General features: G+C 64.9%; 13 protein-coding genes and 1 riboswitch. Of the genes, 5 read left to right on the top strand and 8 right to left on the bottom strand.

Annotated elements, in window-relative coordinates; all coding sequences use genetic code 11:
* Positions 1-120 precede the first annotated feature (120 nt).
* From FJV83_RS32545 to FJV83_RS32535, 3 genes are all read right to left on the bottom strand, one after another.
* Positions 121-894, bottom strand: coding sequence for an amino acid ABC transporter ATP-binding protein (locus FJV83_RS32545; protein ID WP_095772077.1), 774 nt, complete (start codon positions 892-894; stop codon positions 121-123).
* Positions 891-1,571 (bottom strand): amino acid ABC transporter permease, encoded by a 681-nt coding sequence (locus FJV83_RS32540; RefSeq protein ID WP_095772076.1) that lies wholly within the window; start codon positions 1,569-1,571, stop codon positions 891-893. Before FJV83_RS32540 ends, FJV83_RS32545 begins: the two co-directional genes overlap by 4 nt.
* A 137-nt stretch (positions 1,572-1,708) precedes the next feature.
* Entirely contained in the window at positions 1,709-2,482 is a 774-nt protein-coding gene (locus FJV83_RS32535) for an amino acid ABC transporter substrate-binding protein (RefSeq protein ID WP_095772075.1), read from the bottom strand.
* Positions 2,483-2,807: 325 nt separating this feature from the next.
* Here FJV83_RS32535 and FJV83_RS32530 point away from each other — a divergent pair, with 325 nt between their 5' ends.
* On the top strand, positions 2,808-3,671 hold the full coding sequence (locus FJV83_RS32530) for an RNA polymerase factor sigma-32 (RefSeq protein ID WP_095772074.1): 864 nt from the start codon (positions 2,808-2,810) through the stop codon (positions 3,669-3,671).
* 17 nt (positions 3,672-3,688) lie between these two features.
* Here FJV83_RS32530 and FJV83_RS32525 read toward each other — a convergent pair whose 3' ends face one another.
* The 4 genes from FJV83_RS32525 to thiB form a co-directional block, all read right to left on the bottom strand.
* A complete protein-coding gene (locus tag FJV83_RS32525; RefSeq protein WP_095788027.1) occupies positions 3,689-5,158 on the bottom strand; it encodes a M48 family metalloprotease in 1,470 nt (489 codons plus the stop codon).
* Between the two features lie 258 nt (positions 5,159-5,416).
* Positions 5,417-6,193, bottom strand: coding sequence for a thiamine ABC transporter ATP-binding protein (gene thiQ, locus FJV83_RS32520; RefSeq protein WP_142886843.1), 777 nt, complete (start codon positions 6,191-6,193; stop codon positions 5,417-5,419).
* Positions 6,186-7,802 carry a thiamine/thiamine pyrophosphate ABC transporter permease gene (thiP, locus tag FJV83_RS32515; protein WP_185973453.1) on the bottom strand — a complete coding sequence of 539 codons (1,617 nt, stop codon included), beginning with the start codon at positions 7,800-7,802 and terminating at the stop codon, positions 6,186-6,188. The genes thiQ and thiP overlap by 8 nt, the downstream gene beginning before the upstream one ends.
* Positions 7,803-8,048: 246 nt before the next feature.
* Positions 8,049-9,047, bottom strand: coding sequence for a thiamine ABC transporter substrate binding subunit (thiB, locus tag FJV83_RS32505; RefSeq protein ID WP_142886842.1), 999 nt, complete (start codon positions 9,045-9,047; stop codon positions 8,049-8,051).
* A gap of 43 nt (positions 9,048-9,090) precedes the next feature.
* A riboswitch (TPP riboswitch) is annotated at positions 9,091-9,205 on the bottom strand.
* Positions 9,206-9,293: 88 nt separating this feature from the next.
* Here thiB and FJV83_RS32500 point away from each other — a divergent pair.
* The 4 genes from FJV83_RS32500 to FJV83_RS32485 are packed head-to-tail and all read left to right on the top strand — an operon-like array spanning position 9,294 to position 12,359.
* Positions 9,294-9,938 (top strand): thiamine diphosphokinase, encoded by a 645-nt coding sequence (locus FJV83_RS32500; protein ID WP_142886841.1) that lies wholly within the window; start codon positions 9,294-9,296, stop codon positions 9,936-9,938.
* A gap of 1 nt (position 9,939) precedes the next feature.
* Positions 9,940-11,760, top strand: coding sequence for an ABC-F family ATP-binding cassette domain-containing protein (locus FJV83_RS32495; protein ID WP_142886840.1), 1,821 nt, complete (start codon positions 9,940-9,942; stop codon positions 11,758-11,760).
* A 57-nt stretch (positions 11,761-11,817) separates the two neighbouring features.
* The gene (locus FJV83_RS32490) at positions 11,818-12,060 is read left to right on the top strand and encodes a type II toxin-antitoxin system CcdA family antitoxin (RefSeq protein ID WP_140892648.1); all 243 of its coding nucleotides are present in this window, start codon (positions 11,818-11,820) and stop codon (positions 12,058-12,060) included.
* On the top strand, positions 12,060-12,359 hold the full coding sequence (locus tag FJV83_RS32485) for a CcdB family protein (RefSeq protein WP_142886839.1): 300 nt from the start codon (positions 12,060-12,062) through the stop codon (positions 12,357-12,359). Before FJV83_RS32490 ends, FJV83_RS32485 begins: the two co-directional genes overlap by 1 nt.
* Before the next feature lie 26 nt (positions 12,360-12,385).
* Here FJV83_RS32485 and FJV83_RS32480 read toward each other — a convergent pair whose 3' ends face one another.
* A complete protein-coding gene (locus FJV83_RS32480) occupies positions 12,386-14,101 on the bottom strand; it encodes a hypothetical protein (RefSeq protein WP_142886838.1) in 1,716 nt (571 codons plus the stop codon).
* Positions 14,102-14,169: the final 68 nt, after the last annotated feature.

Genomic DNA, 14,169 nt, shown 5'->3' with positions numbered 1-14,169 from the left:
TGGCCCCTGTGCAATACAGGATCCAGCCCCTAAACTCACCACATCAATGAACCGTCCAACTTTACGGGGTCAGTTCATCGCGCCGGGTTTTTTGTTTCTCGGACAAGGCAGGGGTCGGGGCTACACCTGACCGCCGCCTTCCTTCTCGGCCTCCTGCTTCAGCGTCGCGATGAAGCGCTTGGTCCGTTCGCGCTCCGGATTGCCGAACAATGTGGCCGACGGCCCCTGCTCGACGATAACGCCCGCATCGAGGAACACCGCTTCCTGGGCGATCTTGGAGGCAAGCCGCAGGTCGTGCGTCGCCATCACCATGGTCGTGCCTTCGCTGGCGAGCTTGCCGAGCACGTCGACCACCTCTTGCGCCAGTTCCGGATCGAGCGCCGAAGTCGGCTCGTCGCACAGCAGCACCTTCGGCGACGGCGCCAAGGCGCGGGCGATCGCCACGCGCTGCTGCTGGCCGCCTGACAGCGTCGCTGGCCACGCATCGGCCTTGTGCGCCATCCCGACCTTTTCCAGCAAGGCCAGCGCCCGCTCACGCGCCTCCCCGGGCGACCATTTCAGCACGGTCACCAGTCCCTCCATGACGTTCTCGATGGCGGTGCGGTGCGGGAACAGCTGGAAATTCTGGAACACCATGCCGGTCTGCAGGCGCAGCCGCCTGATATCGGCGGCCGGCACCTTGATGCCCGGGCGAAACTCGAGCGTCTCGTCGCCGATGCGCACCGTGCCCGAAGTCGGGATCTCCAGGAGGTTGATGCAGCGCAACAGCGTGCTCTTCCCCCCGCCCGAAGGGCCGACCAGTGCCGTGACACTGCCTTCGGCGATCGCGACCGTCACGCCCTTGAGCACCAGATTGTCGCCGAAGCGCTTTTCGATATTGGTGAGGCCGATCATGCGCGCGCCTCCAGGAAGCCGCCATAGCGGTTGAGCCGTTCCTCCAGCCGCGTCTGCAGGGCCGACAGCACGGAACTCATCGCCAGATAGAGGATCGCCGCCTCGACATAGAGGATCAGCGGCTCATAGGTGGTGGCGACGATGCGCTGCGCCGCCTGGAACATCTCGGGCACGGTGATGGCGGCGGCCAGCGAGGTGTCCTTGACCAGCGAGATGAAGGTGTTGGAGAGCGGCGGCACCGCGACGCGGCCGGCTTGCGGCAGTATGGTGCGCCGCATCGCCTGGCTCCAGGTCATGCCGATCGAATAGGCGGCTTCCCACTGGCCCTTCGGCACGGAGCCGATGGCCGCGCGGATGATTTCCGACGTGTAGGCGCCGATATTCAGCGTGAAGCCGATCAGCGCTGCGGTAAAAGCATCGAGCAGGATGCCGACCGACGGCAGGCCGTAGAAGATCAGGAACAGCTGCACCAGCAGCGGCGTGCCGCGGAAGATCCAGACATAGAAGCGCACGAGCATGACCAGCGGCTTCGGCCCGAACAGTCGGCCGAGTGCTGCCCCGAGGCCAACGGTCAGGCCCAGCACGAAGGACAAGAGCGTCAGCGGCACGGTGAAAATCAGGGCGGCCCAGAGCAGCGAAGGCAGCGACTCCAGCATCAGTTGCAGCCAGTGCGGCACGAAAGACCCTCCAGAATGGTCGAGATGGCTTCATTGAAGCGCGAATGCGTCAGCCATATCTAGACAAAAGCGGCGAGCCGTCAAAGACGGCCCGCCGCTGGTGCATTACAGGGGCGACAACTCGCCCTCACTCGAAATTACTTCGAGACGTCCTGGCCGAAATAGGTGTCGGCGATCTTCTTGTAGGTGCCGTCGGCCTTGATATCGGCCAGCGCCTTGTTGATGGCGGCAACCAGTTCCGGATCGCCCTTGCGCACGATGACGCCGGAATAGTCGGCGTTTTCCTCTTGCGCGGCGATCTTCACATTGGCGTCGGGCTTGTGCTTCTTGAAGTCGAGGAACGACAGGCTGTCATTGATGGTGGCGTCGGCGCGGCCGGTCAAAAGCAGCTGGATAGACTGGTCGAAGCCGTCGGTGCCGACCAGTTCGGCGCCGTTCGCCTCGGCCAGCTTGCCGAAGTTCGAAGTCAGCGACTGCGCCGACTTCTTGCCCTTGAGATCGGCGAAAGTCTTGATGTCAGGGTTGTCGCCGCGCACGATCAGCACCGCCTTGGAGGCGATGTAGGGATCGGAGAAATCATACTTGGCCTTGCGGGCGTCGGTGATGCCGACCTCGTTGATGACGGCGTCGTAGCGCTTGACGTCGAGACCGGCGATCAGCCCGTCCCATTTGCCCTCGAGGAACTCGACCTTGACGCCGAGCTTGTCGGCGAGCGCCTTGGCGATCTCGACGTCGAAGCCGACCAACGCGCCGGACGCGTCATGGTAGGTGAAGGGCGCGTAGGTGCCTTCCGTGCCGACCTTGATGACGCCGACCTGCTTGATCTGATCGAGATTGGCGCCGGCATGGCCTGATGTGGCCGCCAGGGCCTGCAGTGTTCCGGCGACGATAAGCGACTTGAGCCATTTCATATTTTTGTGATCCCGTCCTTGGCCTGATGTCTGGCCTGCTGTGAGGGCTGGAAAATGACAGATGCGAGCCGAAAGAATAAGGAACCTGATTTCAAAAACAAAGAAATCCTGAAACCAAATTCTCCAAATACGAGTCCGTGCAGCGACTGAACGTCCCCGGAGACCGCGTCGAAATCGCCCGGACAGCATCACTCGCCCGCCCGCGCCAGCGGAACCTTTCTCGCGCATGGCAGTTTTGGCTGTTGTAGGGCGCGACGCCGCGATTTCAACCGGTGCCCTGCCAAGTTCGTAACATCGGGTATATCGCCTGAGCAGGGAGCGCCTCATGATGGAAGATACGGCAGGACGGATCATGGTCCGCGCGGCGATGAAGGCTCCCTATCTCGAACGCGACGAGGAACATCGGTTGGCCTTGCTCTGGAAGCAAGACAACGACCAGAACGCCCTGCACAGCATCACCGTGGCGCATATGCGGCTGGTCATTTCCATGGCCTCGAAATTCCGCCATTACGGCCTGCCGCTCGGCGACCTGATCCAGGAAGGCCATGTCGGCCTGCTCGAGGCCGCCGCCCGCTTCGAGCCCGAGCGCGAGGTGCGGTTTTCCACCTATGCGACGTGGTGGATCCGGGCCTCGATGCAGGACTACATCCTGCGCAACTGGTCGATCGTGCGCGGCGGCACCAGTTCCGCGCAGAAAGCCCTGTTCTTCAACCTGCGCCGCCTGCGCGCCCGGCTGGCGAACGGCGCCGAGCCGCTTTCCAACACGACGCTCTACCGCGAAGTGTCGGTTGCGCTTGGCGTCTCCGAGGCTGACGTGGCGATGATGGATTCACGGCTGTCGGCGCCCGACTCCTCACTCAACATGCCGCTTGCCGATGATGCGGGCGCGACCGAGCGGATGGACTTCCTGGTTTCCGACGATCCGCTGCCCGACGAGATCGTCGGCGACAAGATCGATGTCGCGCGCCGTTCGCTTTGGCTGCGGGAGGCGCTTCACGCGCTGAACGCCCGTGAACTCAGGATCATCGAGGAACGCCGGCTGAACGACGAGGGCGCCACGCTCGAGGCGCTCGGCGAGACGCTCGGTATTTCCAAGGAACGCGTCCGCCAGATCGAGGCCCGCGCCATGGAAAAGCTCAAAGTGGCGCTGGTGAAGCAGAACCCGGAATTTCTGGCGACAGCCGCCTGATTCCGCGTAGCGGGATCCTATTTGTCGGTGACGATCTTGACCTTGTCGCCGGCCGAAACCGCGGCCCCCGGCGACAGCGCGTTGAGCACGCGGAACAGATCGAGCTTGCGGTCGACGCCGACCATCTGCGCGGCGAGCGATCCCATGGTCTGCCCCGGCTGCACGGTGAGCACGCGGATGTGCAGCGGCTTCAGAGCCGCTTTTTCAGCGGCACTCAGGATGCGGAACGACCCGCTGACCGAACGCGCCACCGCCTCCAGCGAGGTGCTGGCCGAGGGCGCCGCGGTCAGCAACCGGTAGACCTGGCCGCCGGCACGGATCACCGCGATGTCGAACTGCCAGCCTTCAGCACTGGCATGCGCGGTCGCGGCCTCGTTGCCGTTGATGGTTTCCTGCTTGACGCTGCTGTCATCGAGACCGGCCACCCAGCCGCTTCTGATGTAGTCGGTCAGGGCGCGGTTCTTGTCGATCGAAACCCCGTCGAAGCGGATCGCAATGTCGCCCGGCCCGGTCGCCGTCACCGCCGCCGCCGAATTGTCGATGATGAAACCGTCCGGCACCGTGAACGACACGCCGAGACCCGGATGCAGGAAGGTCTCGCCACGCACATAGCCTTCTTCCGGCGTGTCGCCATAGAGCAGGCCGTCTATGCCGGCGAGGAAGGAATCGCGGTCGCGGGTGCCGACGCCGGGCGCGCCGAACTGGCGGGCATGGCGCTGCGCCAGGTCGATGCGCTGCGGCGTGTTGGGGTGCGTCGCCAGGAAGTCGAGGCTGGCGTCGGTGGCGCCGCTGATCGAGCGGAAATCGGTATAGGCCGACATCGACTGCAGGAAGCGGCCGGCGGCATAGGGGTCGTAGCCAGCTTCGCCGATCGACTTGATGCCGATGGCGTCGGCCTCGAGCTCCTGGTTGCGCGAGAACTGCGCCAGCCGGAGCTTGCCGCGGATCAAAGCCGCCTTGGCGGTCGGGCTGTCGCCGAGCACATCGGAAACCACTTTGGTCGCCAGGCCTTCCTCGGCCTCCAGCTGCTGACGCTGCAGGCCGTGATTGGCAGTGACGTGGCCCATCTCATGCGCGATGACGGCGGCGAGTTCGGACGAATCATTGGCCAGCGCCAGCAGACCGCGCGTGATGTAGAGATAGCCGCCCGGCAGCGCGAAGGCGTTGACGTTGGGCGAATTGAGGATGGTGATGCGGTAGGTCTGGGTCGGGTTCGCCGACACAACGGTCAGATTGCCGACGACCTTGGCGACCATGCGCTCGAGCTTGGGATCGGAATATTCGCCGCCATAGGTCGCCAGGATGCGCGGATGCTGCGCCTTGGCCAGTTCGGCGAGCTTGTTGTTGGCACTGACATTGTCGACCGTGATCGGCTTGTCGGACGGCTGGAAGCCGGATTCCTGGACTTCCGGAGGCGTGAACATCTGGCAGCTTGCGAGCGCCACGGCAAAGCCGGCCAGCGCCAGAAAGCGCGCTAGCGGGTTCATTCGTAGCTTGTCGACGCCGATCGCCAGAGCGGCTTCCTTTCAGGTCCCGGCGCATGACCAAGAAAATCGGGAGCGATCTTCGGAACCTGTCATGCGCAAATACAAATTTCTACGGCACCCGATGCGCGTCCCCTGGGGCGCGCGGCGGATGCAGTAGGCAAATCACGGCCTGTGCCGGACCAGTAGGGCGGACCTAGCCACACTACTTCTGCCATGGCAAGCAAGCGCCCCTTCGCCTGATACCGGTTTGACCGTAAATTATGTCCGCTTCCGGGCAATATCTCGTGATACGGTATTGCCGGCACCTGCACCGATATAGCGCCGGAACGCCTCCGGACCAGCCCCGGCAAAGAAATCGTCCGCGCTGCCGGTGGCGGCAACGGCGCCATCGTCCAGAAACACCACATTCTGGCCGATGCGGCGGGCGTCCTGTGGCTGGTGCGTGACGAACAGCACCGTCATGCAGCGCTCCGCATGCACACCGGCAACCAGGTCGAGCATATCGTCACGCAAGGCGGGCCCGAGCGAAGCGAAGGGCTCGTCGAGCAGCAGCACCGGGCGATCGCGCACCAGCACGCGCGCCAGGGCGACGCGCTGGCGCTCGCCGCCGGAGAGTTCGCGCGGCAGCCGCTTGTCCTTGCCGCCAAGGCCTGTGCGTTCCAATGCCTCGGCAATGGCGGTTCGATCGGCTTCGGTCAGCCGCAGCGATGGCGAGCGGCCGAGCCCGACATTCTGCTCGACGGAGAGATGCGCAAAAAGGTTGTTTTCCTGAAACACCATCGACACCGGCCGCGCAGCCGGAGGATCGGCGCCGACATCGACACCGCCGATCACCACACGGCCTGACCGCGGCGTCTCGAAGCCGGCGACGAGGTTGAGCAGGGTCGACTTGCCCGAACCGCTCGGCCCCATGATGGCGGTGATTTCCGCCGCCGCGAAGGCGACATCGAAGGTGAGCGGCACCTCGCCATAGCTGAACGAGACCTTGTCCAGCCGCACCGGAACACCCTTCCCTCTCATCGCCCCGTCAGACATTGCAGACCTTGTCTCTTCCCAGCCAGTCCGCCGCCAGCACCAGGGCGAGGCAAACGAGGCCAAGCAACAGCGCCAGGCCGGCGGCGTCCTCGGTGCGGTAGCTGCCCATGCGCGCCAGGAGAAGGTAAGGCAAGGTCTGCACGGAATCACTGCCGAACAGTGCGATGACGCCGAGATCGCCGAGCGACAGCGCCATGGCGAAGGCGAAGGCGGTGGCGAGCGGCCGCCGCAATGACGGCCAGTCGACCAGCCGCAGCCTCGCCCAGCCGGAAATGCCGAGCTGCGCGCAGAGCCGTTCGTGGCGCTCGCTCGCCGCGTCATAGGCGGGACGGACGGCCCGCAGCGCGAAAGGCATCGCCATGACAGCGTTGACGGTGACGACCATGACCGGGGCGATGGCAAAGACATCGCCGGCATGGCGCAGCAGGAGGAACCAGCCGGCTCCGATGACGATCGGCGGCACGACCAGCACAAAACCGGCACCGGTATCCGTGGCATGTTCCAGCAGTGTTCGTGGACCGGCGCGGCGGTTCAACGCGAGTGCCCGCCGCGCCATGGTCAGCGCCAGCGACAGCATCACCGAAAGCAGCGCCGACAGGAAAGCCAGCACCGCACTGGTCAGCGTCGCCTGCCGGACTGTGGCCTCGCCGGCGAGCCGGCCGAGATCGGCGCCCAAGCCTGCCGAGACGGTCGCGGCCATCGGTCCGACAACGAACAGCAGCGCCAGCACGATGAGCACGGCGTTGAGTGACGCCTCCGTCGTATTGACGGAGAGATAACGGCGCGCCGCCACCGGCAGGTTGGTGTCGCCGACGACATTGGCGCCAAGCCGCGTCAATGCCAGCACCATGACAAAGGTCAGCGCGATCTGCAGCAAGGTCAGGGCGACCGCCCGCGCCGGGTCGAAATCGAAGCGCAGTGCCTGGTAGATGCCGACCTCCAGCGTCGTCGCGGCCGGGCCGCCGCCGAGCGTCAACACGATGGTGAAGGAGGTGATGCAGAGCATGAAGACCAGCCCGGCGACACCCGGCAGAGCGGCGCGCAGCGTCGGCCATTCGATCAGCCGGAAGGCCGGCCGCGCCGCCATGCCGAGCTGGCTTGCCAGCCGCCACTGGTCGGCGGGAATCGTCTGCAGCGCCTCGAGGAACAGGCGGGTCGCTAACGGCAGATTGAAGAAGACGTGGGCCACGAGAATGCCGGACAAGCCATAGATCCCTGGCCAACCCTGGCCGCCGACGGCGCTGAACAGGCCGGCGAAATAGCCGGCACGGCCGTACAGCGCCAGTATGCCGAGCGCCGCGACGATCGCCGGCAGTGCCAGCGGCACGGCGAAGAGCTGCAGGATGAAGGCGCGGCCGAAGAAACGCGGATGCCGCGACAGGGCGCGCGCCACGAACAGCGCCGGGATGACCGAAAACAGGGTCGAGAGGGTGGCCTGCCAGAGTGTGAAGCGCACGACGCGAAGCAGATAAGGATCGAAGGCCGCCCAGGCTCCCGAGAAATCATGGGCGCCTTCGACAAGCAGACCCGCGAATGCGCCGCCGATCAGCAGCGTGATCGCGCCGAGCGCAATGATGCCAGCGCTGACGCGGGGATCAGCGCGTTGCACGATCGACCGCCAGTCTCCGCATAGCGACACTTATAGAAGGTTGCGTTCCTTGGCGCCCCCCTCTGTCCTGCCGGACATCTCCCCCACAAGGGGGGAGATTGGCTGTTTCAGCGCCTCGCTCATACCTATAGCGTCGGCGATTGGCGAAATCACCGATAGCATTCGATCTCCCCCCTTGTGGGGGAGATGTCCGGCAGGACAGAGGGGGGCGCCGTAGAGCACTCATCTTTCGATCATATGGCCAAACTATTTGCTCATCACCGCCAGCCATTCATCCACCCAGGCCTTGCGGTTGGCGGCGACCTCCTCGGGGCTGAACAGCAGGGTCTTGGCCGGCTTGACCAGTTTGTCGAAGGCCGGGTTGAGCGGCTTGTCGGTCTTGCCTGCCGGGAACATCCAGTTGGTCTCGGGAATGGCATCCTGGAATTTCGGCCCGGTCATAAAGGCGATGAATTTTGCAGCCAGCGGGTTCTTGGCTCCGGTCGTGGTGATGCCGGCGACCTCGATCTGCAGATATTCGCCTTCCTCGAAGGAAGCGGCCTGGTAGCGCTCCGTGTTCTCGGCGACCATGTGATAGGCCGGCGAGGTCGTGTAGGACAGCACCATCGGCGCCTCGCCCTTGGTGAACAGGCCATAGGCCTCGCTCCAGCCCGGCGTCACGGTCAGCACCTTCGTCTTGAGCTTGGCCCAGGCTTCCGGCGCCTTGTCGCCATAGACCGACTTCACCCACAACAGCAGGCCGAGACCCGGCGTCGAGGTGCGCGGATCCTGGATGACGATCTTGTCGTCGGCACTGCCTTCGACCAGTTCCTTCAGGCTCTTCGGCGGCGTTTTCAGTTTTTCGGTGTCATAGACGACGGCGAAGTAGCCGTAGTCGAAGGGAACAAAAGTATCGTCGCTCCAGCCACCCGGCACGTTGACATCGGAGACCGCGCCATGCGGGGCAAACAACCCGCTAGCCTTGGCATCGGCGGTGAGATTGGTGTCGAGGCCGAGCACGATATCGGCCTTGGTCGACGCGCCTTCGAGCTTGACGCGGTTCAGCAGGGCCACACCATCGGCGACCGAGACGAACTCGACGTCGCAGCCGCATTCGGCCTCGAATTCCTTCTTCACCACCGGGCCTGGGCCCCAGTCGGCGGTGAAGCTCTCATAGGTGTAGACGGTGAGCTTGTCCTTGGCCAAGGCCGGCCCGGACAGCGCCACGGCCATGGTCGAGACAAGAGCGTATAAAAGCGTGCGCATCGGCGCCTCCTTCGTTCGAATTGAAAGGAATTGAGGCGTCGGACTATCCGAAACGTCTAATCCCTCCGCCGGTACAAACCGGATCAGGTTCAGCGGGTTGGCGAGACTGCCTCTCAGCCGGTCCGCGAAGATCGCGTCCGGCACCCCGTTAGAGCGTTTTGACACATAGGCCGGGTCGGGGAACCGCGCAAGTGGCAGTTTGCCGGCCTTCCGTTTCCGCTGCCGGGCTGGTACAGGCCACCAGATATGAGCACATTCACCATTCTGCTTGGCGGCGATCTCATCCGCACGCCCCGGCTCGACCGCCAGGTCGGAGGCTCGCGCGTCATTGCCGCCGACGCCGGCATCGGCCATGCGCGGCTGCTGGGCCTGATCCCGGAACTGTGGGTCGGCGATTTCGATTCCGTGCCGGCCGACCTGCCTGACGATCTCGCCGCGGTGCCCCGCCAGACCTTCCCGCGAGAGAAGGACAAGACCGACGGTGAACTGGCTATTGCCGCAGCCATCGAGCGTGGCGCGACCAGCCTGGTGCTGGCGGGCGCGTTCGGCGGCAAGCGCGCCGACCACGCTTTCCTGCATCTGGCGCTCGCCCTGCGCCTGGCCGAGGCCGGAATGGAGGTGCTGTTGACCAGCGGCGCCCAGGAAGGCGTACCCTTGGCGTTGGGAACGGCTGGCTTCGACTATGCCGACGGCACGCTGTTTTCGATCCTCGGCTTTTCCGAGCTTGTCGGCCTGACCGTCACTGGCGCCAAATGGCCGCTCGACCAGGTCGAGGTGGCCTTCGGTTCGTCGCTGACCATTTCCAACGAGGTCAAGGGCCGCCTCGAAATCGCGCTCGGCCACGGCCGCGCGCTGCTGCTCGCGCATCCGTATCCACTACCTGAAAGCTGACATGGCCCCGCCCCTTCTCAATCTCGACGGGATAAAACTGACCTTTGGCGGCACACCGCTGCTCGACGGCGCTGCCTTGACCGCTTCGGCTGGTGACAAGATCGCGCTGGTCGGCCGCAACGGGTCCGGCAAGTCGACGCTGCTCAAGATCGCCGCCGGCCTGATCGAGCCGCAGGATGGCGAGGTGTTCCGCCAGCCCTCGGCAACCGTCCGCTATCTGCCGCAGATGCCCGACATGGAAGGTTTCGCCACCGTGCGCGCCTATGTCGAGGCGGGGCTTGGGCCAGCCGACGATCCTTATCGCGCCTCCTATCTGATGGAGCATCTTGGTCTCACCGGCGAGGAACGGCCGGGCGATCTCTCAGGCGGCGAGGCCAGACGCGCAGCCCTGGCCCGTGTCATGGCGCCGGAGCCTAATATTCTGTTGCTTGACGAGCCGACCAACCATCTTGACCTGTCGGTCATCGAATGGCTGGAAGAAGAGCTCGTGCGCACCTCCTCGGCGCTCATCGTCATCTCGCACGACCGCCGTTTCCTTGAGCGCGTGTCGCGCGCCACCGTCTGGCTGGACCGTGGCCAGACCCGCAGGCTGGACAAGGGCTTTGGCCATTTCGAGGAATGGCGCGACCAGGTGCTGGAAGAGGAAGAGCGCGAGCAGCACAAGCTTGGCCGCCAGATCGTGCGCGAGGAGCACTGGCTGCGCTATGGCGTGACCGCACGCCGCAAGCGCAACATGCGCCGCTTGGGCGAGCTGCAGACCATGCGCCAGCGTTTCCGCGGCCATGGCGGCGCCGAAGGCACCGCGACCATGGTGGCGAGCGACGCCGCCGAATCCGGCAAGCTGGTGATCGAAGCCAAGAACATCGAGAAGAGCTTTGGCGACCTCACCGTGGTCAAGGGCTTCTCGACCCGCATCCAGCGCGGCGACCGCGTCGGCCTCGTCGGACCGAATGGCGCCGGCAAGACGACGCTTTTGAAGATGCTGACCGGCGAATTGGCGCCGGATGCCGGCTCGGTGCGGCTCGGCACCAATCTGGAAATCGCCACGCTCGACCAGAAGCGCGAGGCGGTCGATCCGCAGGAGACGCTGGCGCAGTACCTCACCGACGGGCGTGGCGAGAATCTGGTCATCAATGGCGAGCAGCGCCATGTCGTCTCCTACATGAAGGATTTCCTGTTCAAGCCGGAGCAGGCCCGCACACCGGTGCGCGAACTGTCCGGCGGCGAGCGGGCGCGGCTGATCCTGGCGCGCGTGCTGGCACGGCCGGCGAACCTCCTGGTGCTCGATGAGCCGACCAACGATCTCGACATGGAAACACTGGAACTGCTGCAGGAACTGGTCGCCGGCTTCGCCGGCACCGTCATCCTGGTCAGCCACGACCGCGATTTTCTCGACCGCACCGTGACCAGCATCATCGCGCCGGACGGCGGCGGCCGCTGGATCGAATATGCCGGCGGCTATTCCGACATGCTGGCGCAGCGCGGCGGCACCAGGCTCGACGACCGCAAGGCGCGCGCCAGGGCTGAAGCCGCCGATGCGCCGGCGACGGACAGGAGCGAACCGGCAGCTCCGAAAGGGCCAGCGAAGAAACTGTCGTTCAAGCAGAAATTCGCCCTGGAATCGCTGCCCAAGAAGATCGAGGCGGTGACCGCGTCGATCTCGCGGCTGGAGAACAACATCGCCGACCCGGGCTATTACGAGCGCGATCCGGCCTCCTTCCAGAAAACCATCGCCGCCCTCGACAAGGAGCGCGCAACGCTGGCCGCGCTCGAGGAAGAGTGGCTGGAACTGGAGATGCTGCGCGAGGAGATGGAGGGGTAAACGATTGTATGCGGCCTTTTGTGCGCGTATATTGTGCGCATAAAGAAGGACCTCCCCATGCTTCAATCGGCACCAAAACCTCAGAGGACGTCCGTCAACACATCCATTGACTCTCAATTGATCAAAGACGCCAAGGCGTTGGGCATCAACATCTCCCGCGCTGCCGAGGCAGGTATCGCGAAAGCGATAGCGACGGAAAAAACGCGCCGATGGCAGGAAGAAAACAAGGAAGCCATCGAAAGCTCCAATGAATATGTCAGGCGCAACGGACTGCCATTGGCCAAACACCGGCCGTTCTGATGGCGCGTTACGACTTTTATCGGAATGCCGAGGGCGACGGTTATCTGCTGGATGTGCAGTCAGACCTTCTTGAAGGGCTGAGCACGAGGGCCATCATTCCCTTGATGCCGGCTAACACGGCGCCGGTTCCTGGCCGCCGGCTAAACCCGACCTTCGCCATAAACGGCAGGGATCATGTAATGGTCACACAGTTTTTGTCAGCCTTCAGTGTCTCTGAATTGCAGAGCCCGGAAGGAAACCTTTTCAGGCATCATGACGATATCGTCGCCGCGCTCGACATGCTGTTCCAGGGTTTCTGAGTGAAGGCGACCGTTGCGCCGCCTTCTCAGCCCGCCGTCTTTGCCTGCCAGGCCTTGATCGCCTCGTCGAACACCTTCTCGCCGGGAATGCCTTTTTCCATCGTCAGCAGGGCCCGGCGCCCGGTCTTGTAGACGACCGGAACGTCGATCCAGTCCTGGCCGCGCAGCAAGGTCATGTTGGCGTCCTCGTCGGCCTTAGTGTCGTTGAGCGCGACGAGGAAGAAGCCGTCGGCGATCTTGGCGGGTATACCGATCAGCGGGCTGCCGGCATCCTGCTCGGAACTCTTCATCGCCACGCGCAATATGTTGTCGACGCCACCGCCTTCAAAGCCGTCGGGCGTCAGGAAGATCATCTCGATGATGTGGCTGGCCGGCAGCGTCTGGTCGGTGTTGCGGCGGATGGTCATGCGCAACTGGATGTCCTTGCCGGGTATGGTCGCCTCGGCGCGGATCGCCGGCTCGGGCGGCAGGTCGCCACCGGGCGATTCCTGCACCAGCGACCAGACGATGCTGCCGGGCTCGGCCGAACCCTGCGCGGTGCTGGTGCGCTCCTCATAGAAGATCGCCTTCTGGCCGACCGGCACCGAGGTCTGCGTCGCTGGGGCACCCGCCGGTGCCGCGGGCGTGGCGCCCGCCGGGGCGGGCGGTGGCGTGGCGGCGGCATTGGCCGGCGCGGCTGGTGCGGCGCTGTCGGCAGGCGGGGTCGCGGGGGGCGCGGTGCCAGCCGCGGGTGCGGGTGCGGTCGCGGCAGGCGCCGCCGCGGCTGGCGCGGGCGCGGCTGCGGCCGGGGGCGGATTGGCCGGGGCATTCGTCGCCGATGGCGGTGTCGTCAGCGCTGCGACGGATTCACCCTCGCCTATGCCGGTTTGGCCAGCGGCCGGGCCGGGGTCGGTTTCGCCGCCTTCGGGCGTCAGCCGCTGCGTGAATTTCGTCCCCTCGGCACCTGCCGCGGGCGCTGGCGCCGCCGGGGCGTCGGTCGCCGGCTTGGCCGGCGCCGGTTTCACGGGTTCGGTCTTGGCGACGACCTTGCTGCCGTCGAGGCCCAGCATCTTGCTGAAGGCGTCCTTGTTGAGCCAGATGCCATAGCCGCCGCCGGCAACGACCAGCAAGGCCACGACGGCGGCGATCAGTCCGCCATAGCTGCGTTTGCGCTCAGCAGGGCGCAGGCGGAAAGTATCGGCTGCCGCCGGTTCCTCATCGTCCGGGAAGACGTCGGCGCGATCATCGTCCTGGTCCGTATCCATGCCCGGCAAGGCAGGATCGGCGAGATCGGGGGCCACCGGTTGCACCGGCGTGGGTTTCTGCCAGCCTGGCTCGGCCTTGGCCACGGGCGAAGGCGCGGACTGGTAAGGTTGCGGCGTGGCGGCAGGCGGCGGCGCGGGACGGTAAGGCTCGGCCTTGGCGGCTGGCGGTGCCGGCCACGCCGGCTCCGCCTTCACCGGCTGGCGCGTGTGGCTCGGCTGGTTCTTGTTGCGGTCGATCGAGGAAAAGATGTGCTCCAGCTCCGCGAGCGGGTCCGTTTCCGGCACGCTCTTGGCATACTCGCGCTCGACGCTCGTAATGGCGTTTTCCAGTGAGCGCTTTTGCGCGCTTATGGCTTCGGTGGCCAGCGGCGGCGAATATTCCGCGAGCTTCTTGGCCAGCATGGAACGAACGCTGTCATAGATGCGCGTACGCTTTTCAGGCGTCTCGTCACCGTGCTTGTCGAGCGCCTTTTTCAGAACAGCAACAAAATCTGCCATGCTTCAGTCGACCTGTATTTTGCTTCCGCGCCGGCCCCCGCAAATCAGCCGTGATGCCCGGAAAGGCT

The sequence above is a fragment of the Mesorhizobium sp. WSM4307 genome, assembly GCF_007003945.1.
Taxonomy (GTDB): domain Bacteria; phylum Pseudomonadota; class Alphaproteobacteria; order Rhizobiales; family Rhizobiaceae; genus Mesorhizobium.
This window is presented reverse-complemented; position numbering and strand designations above follow the sequence as displayed.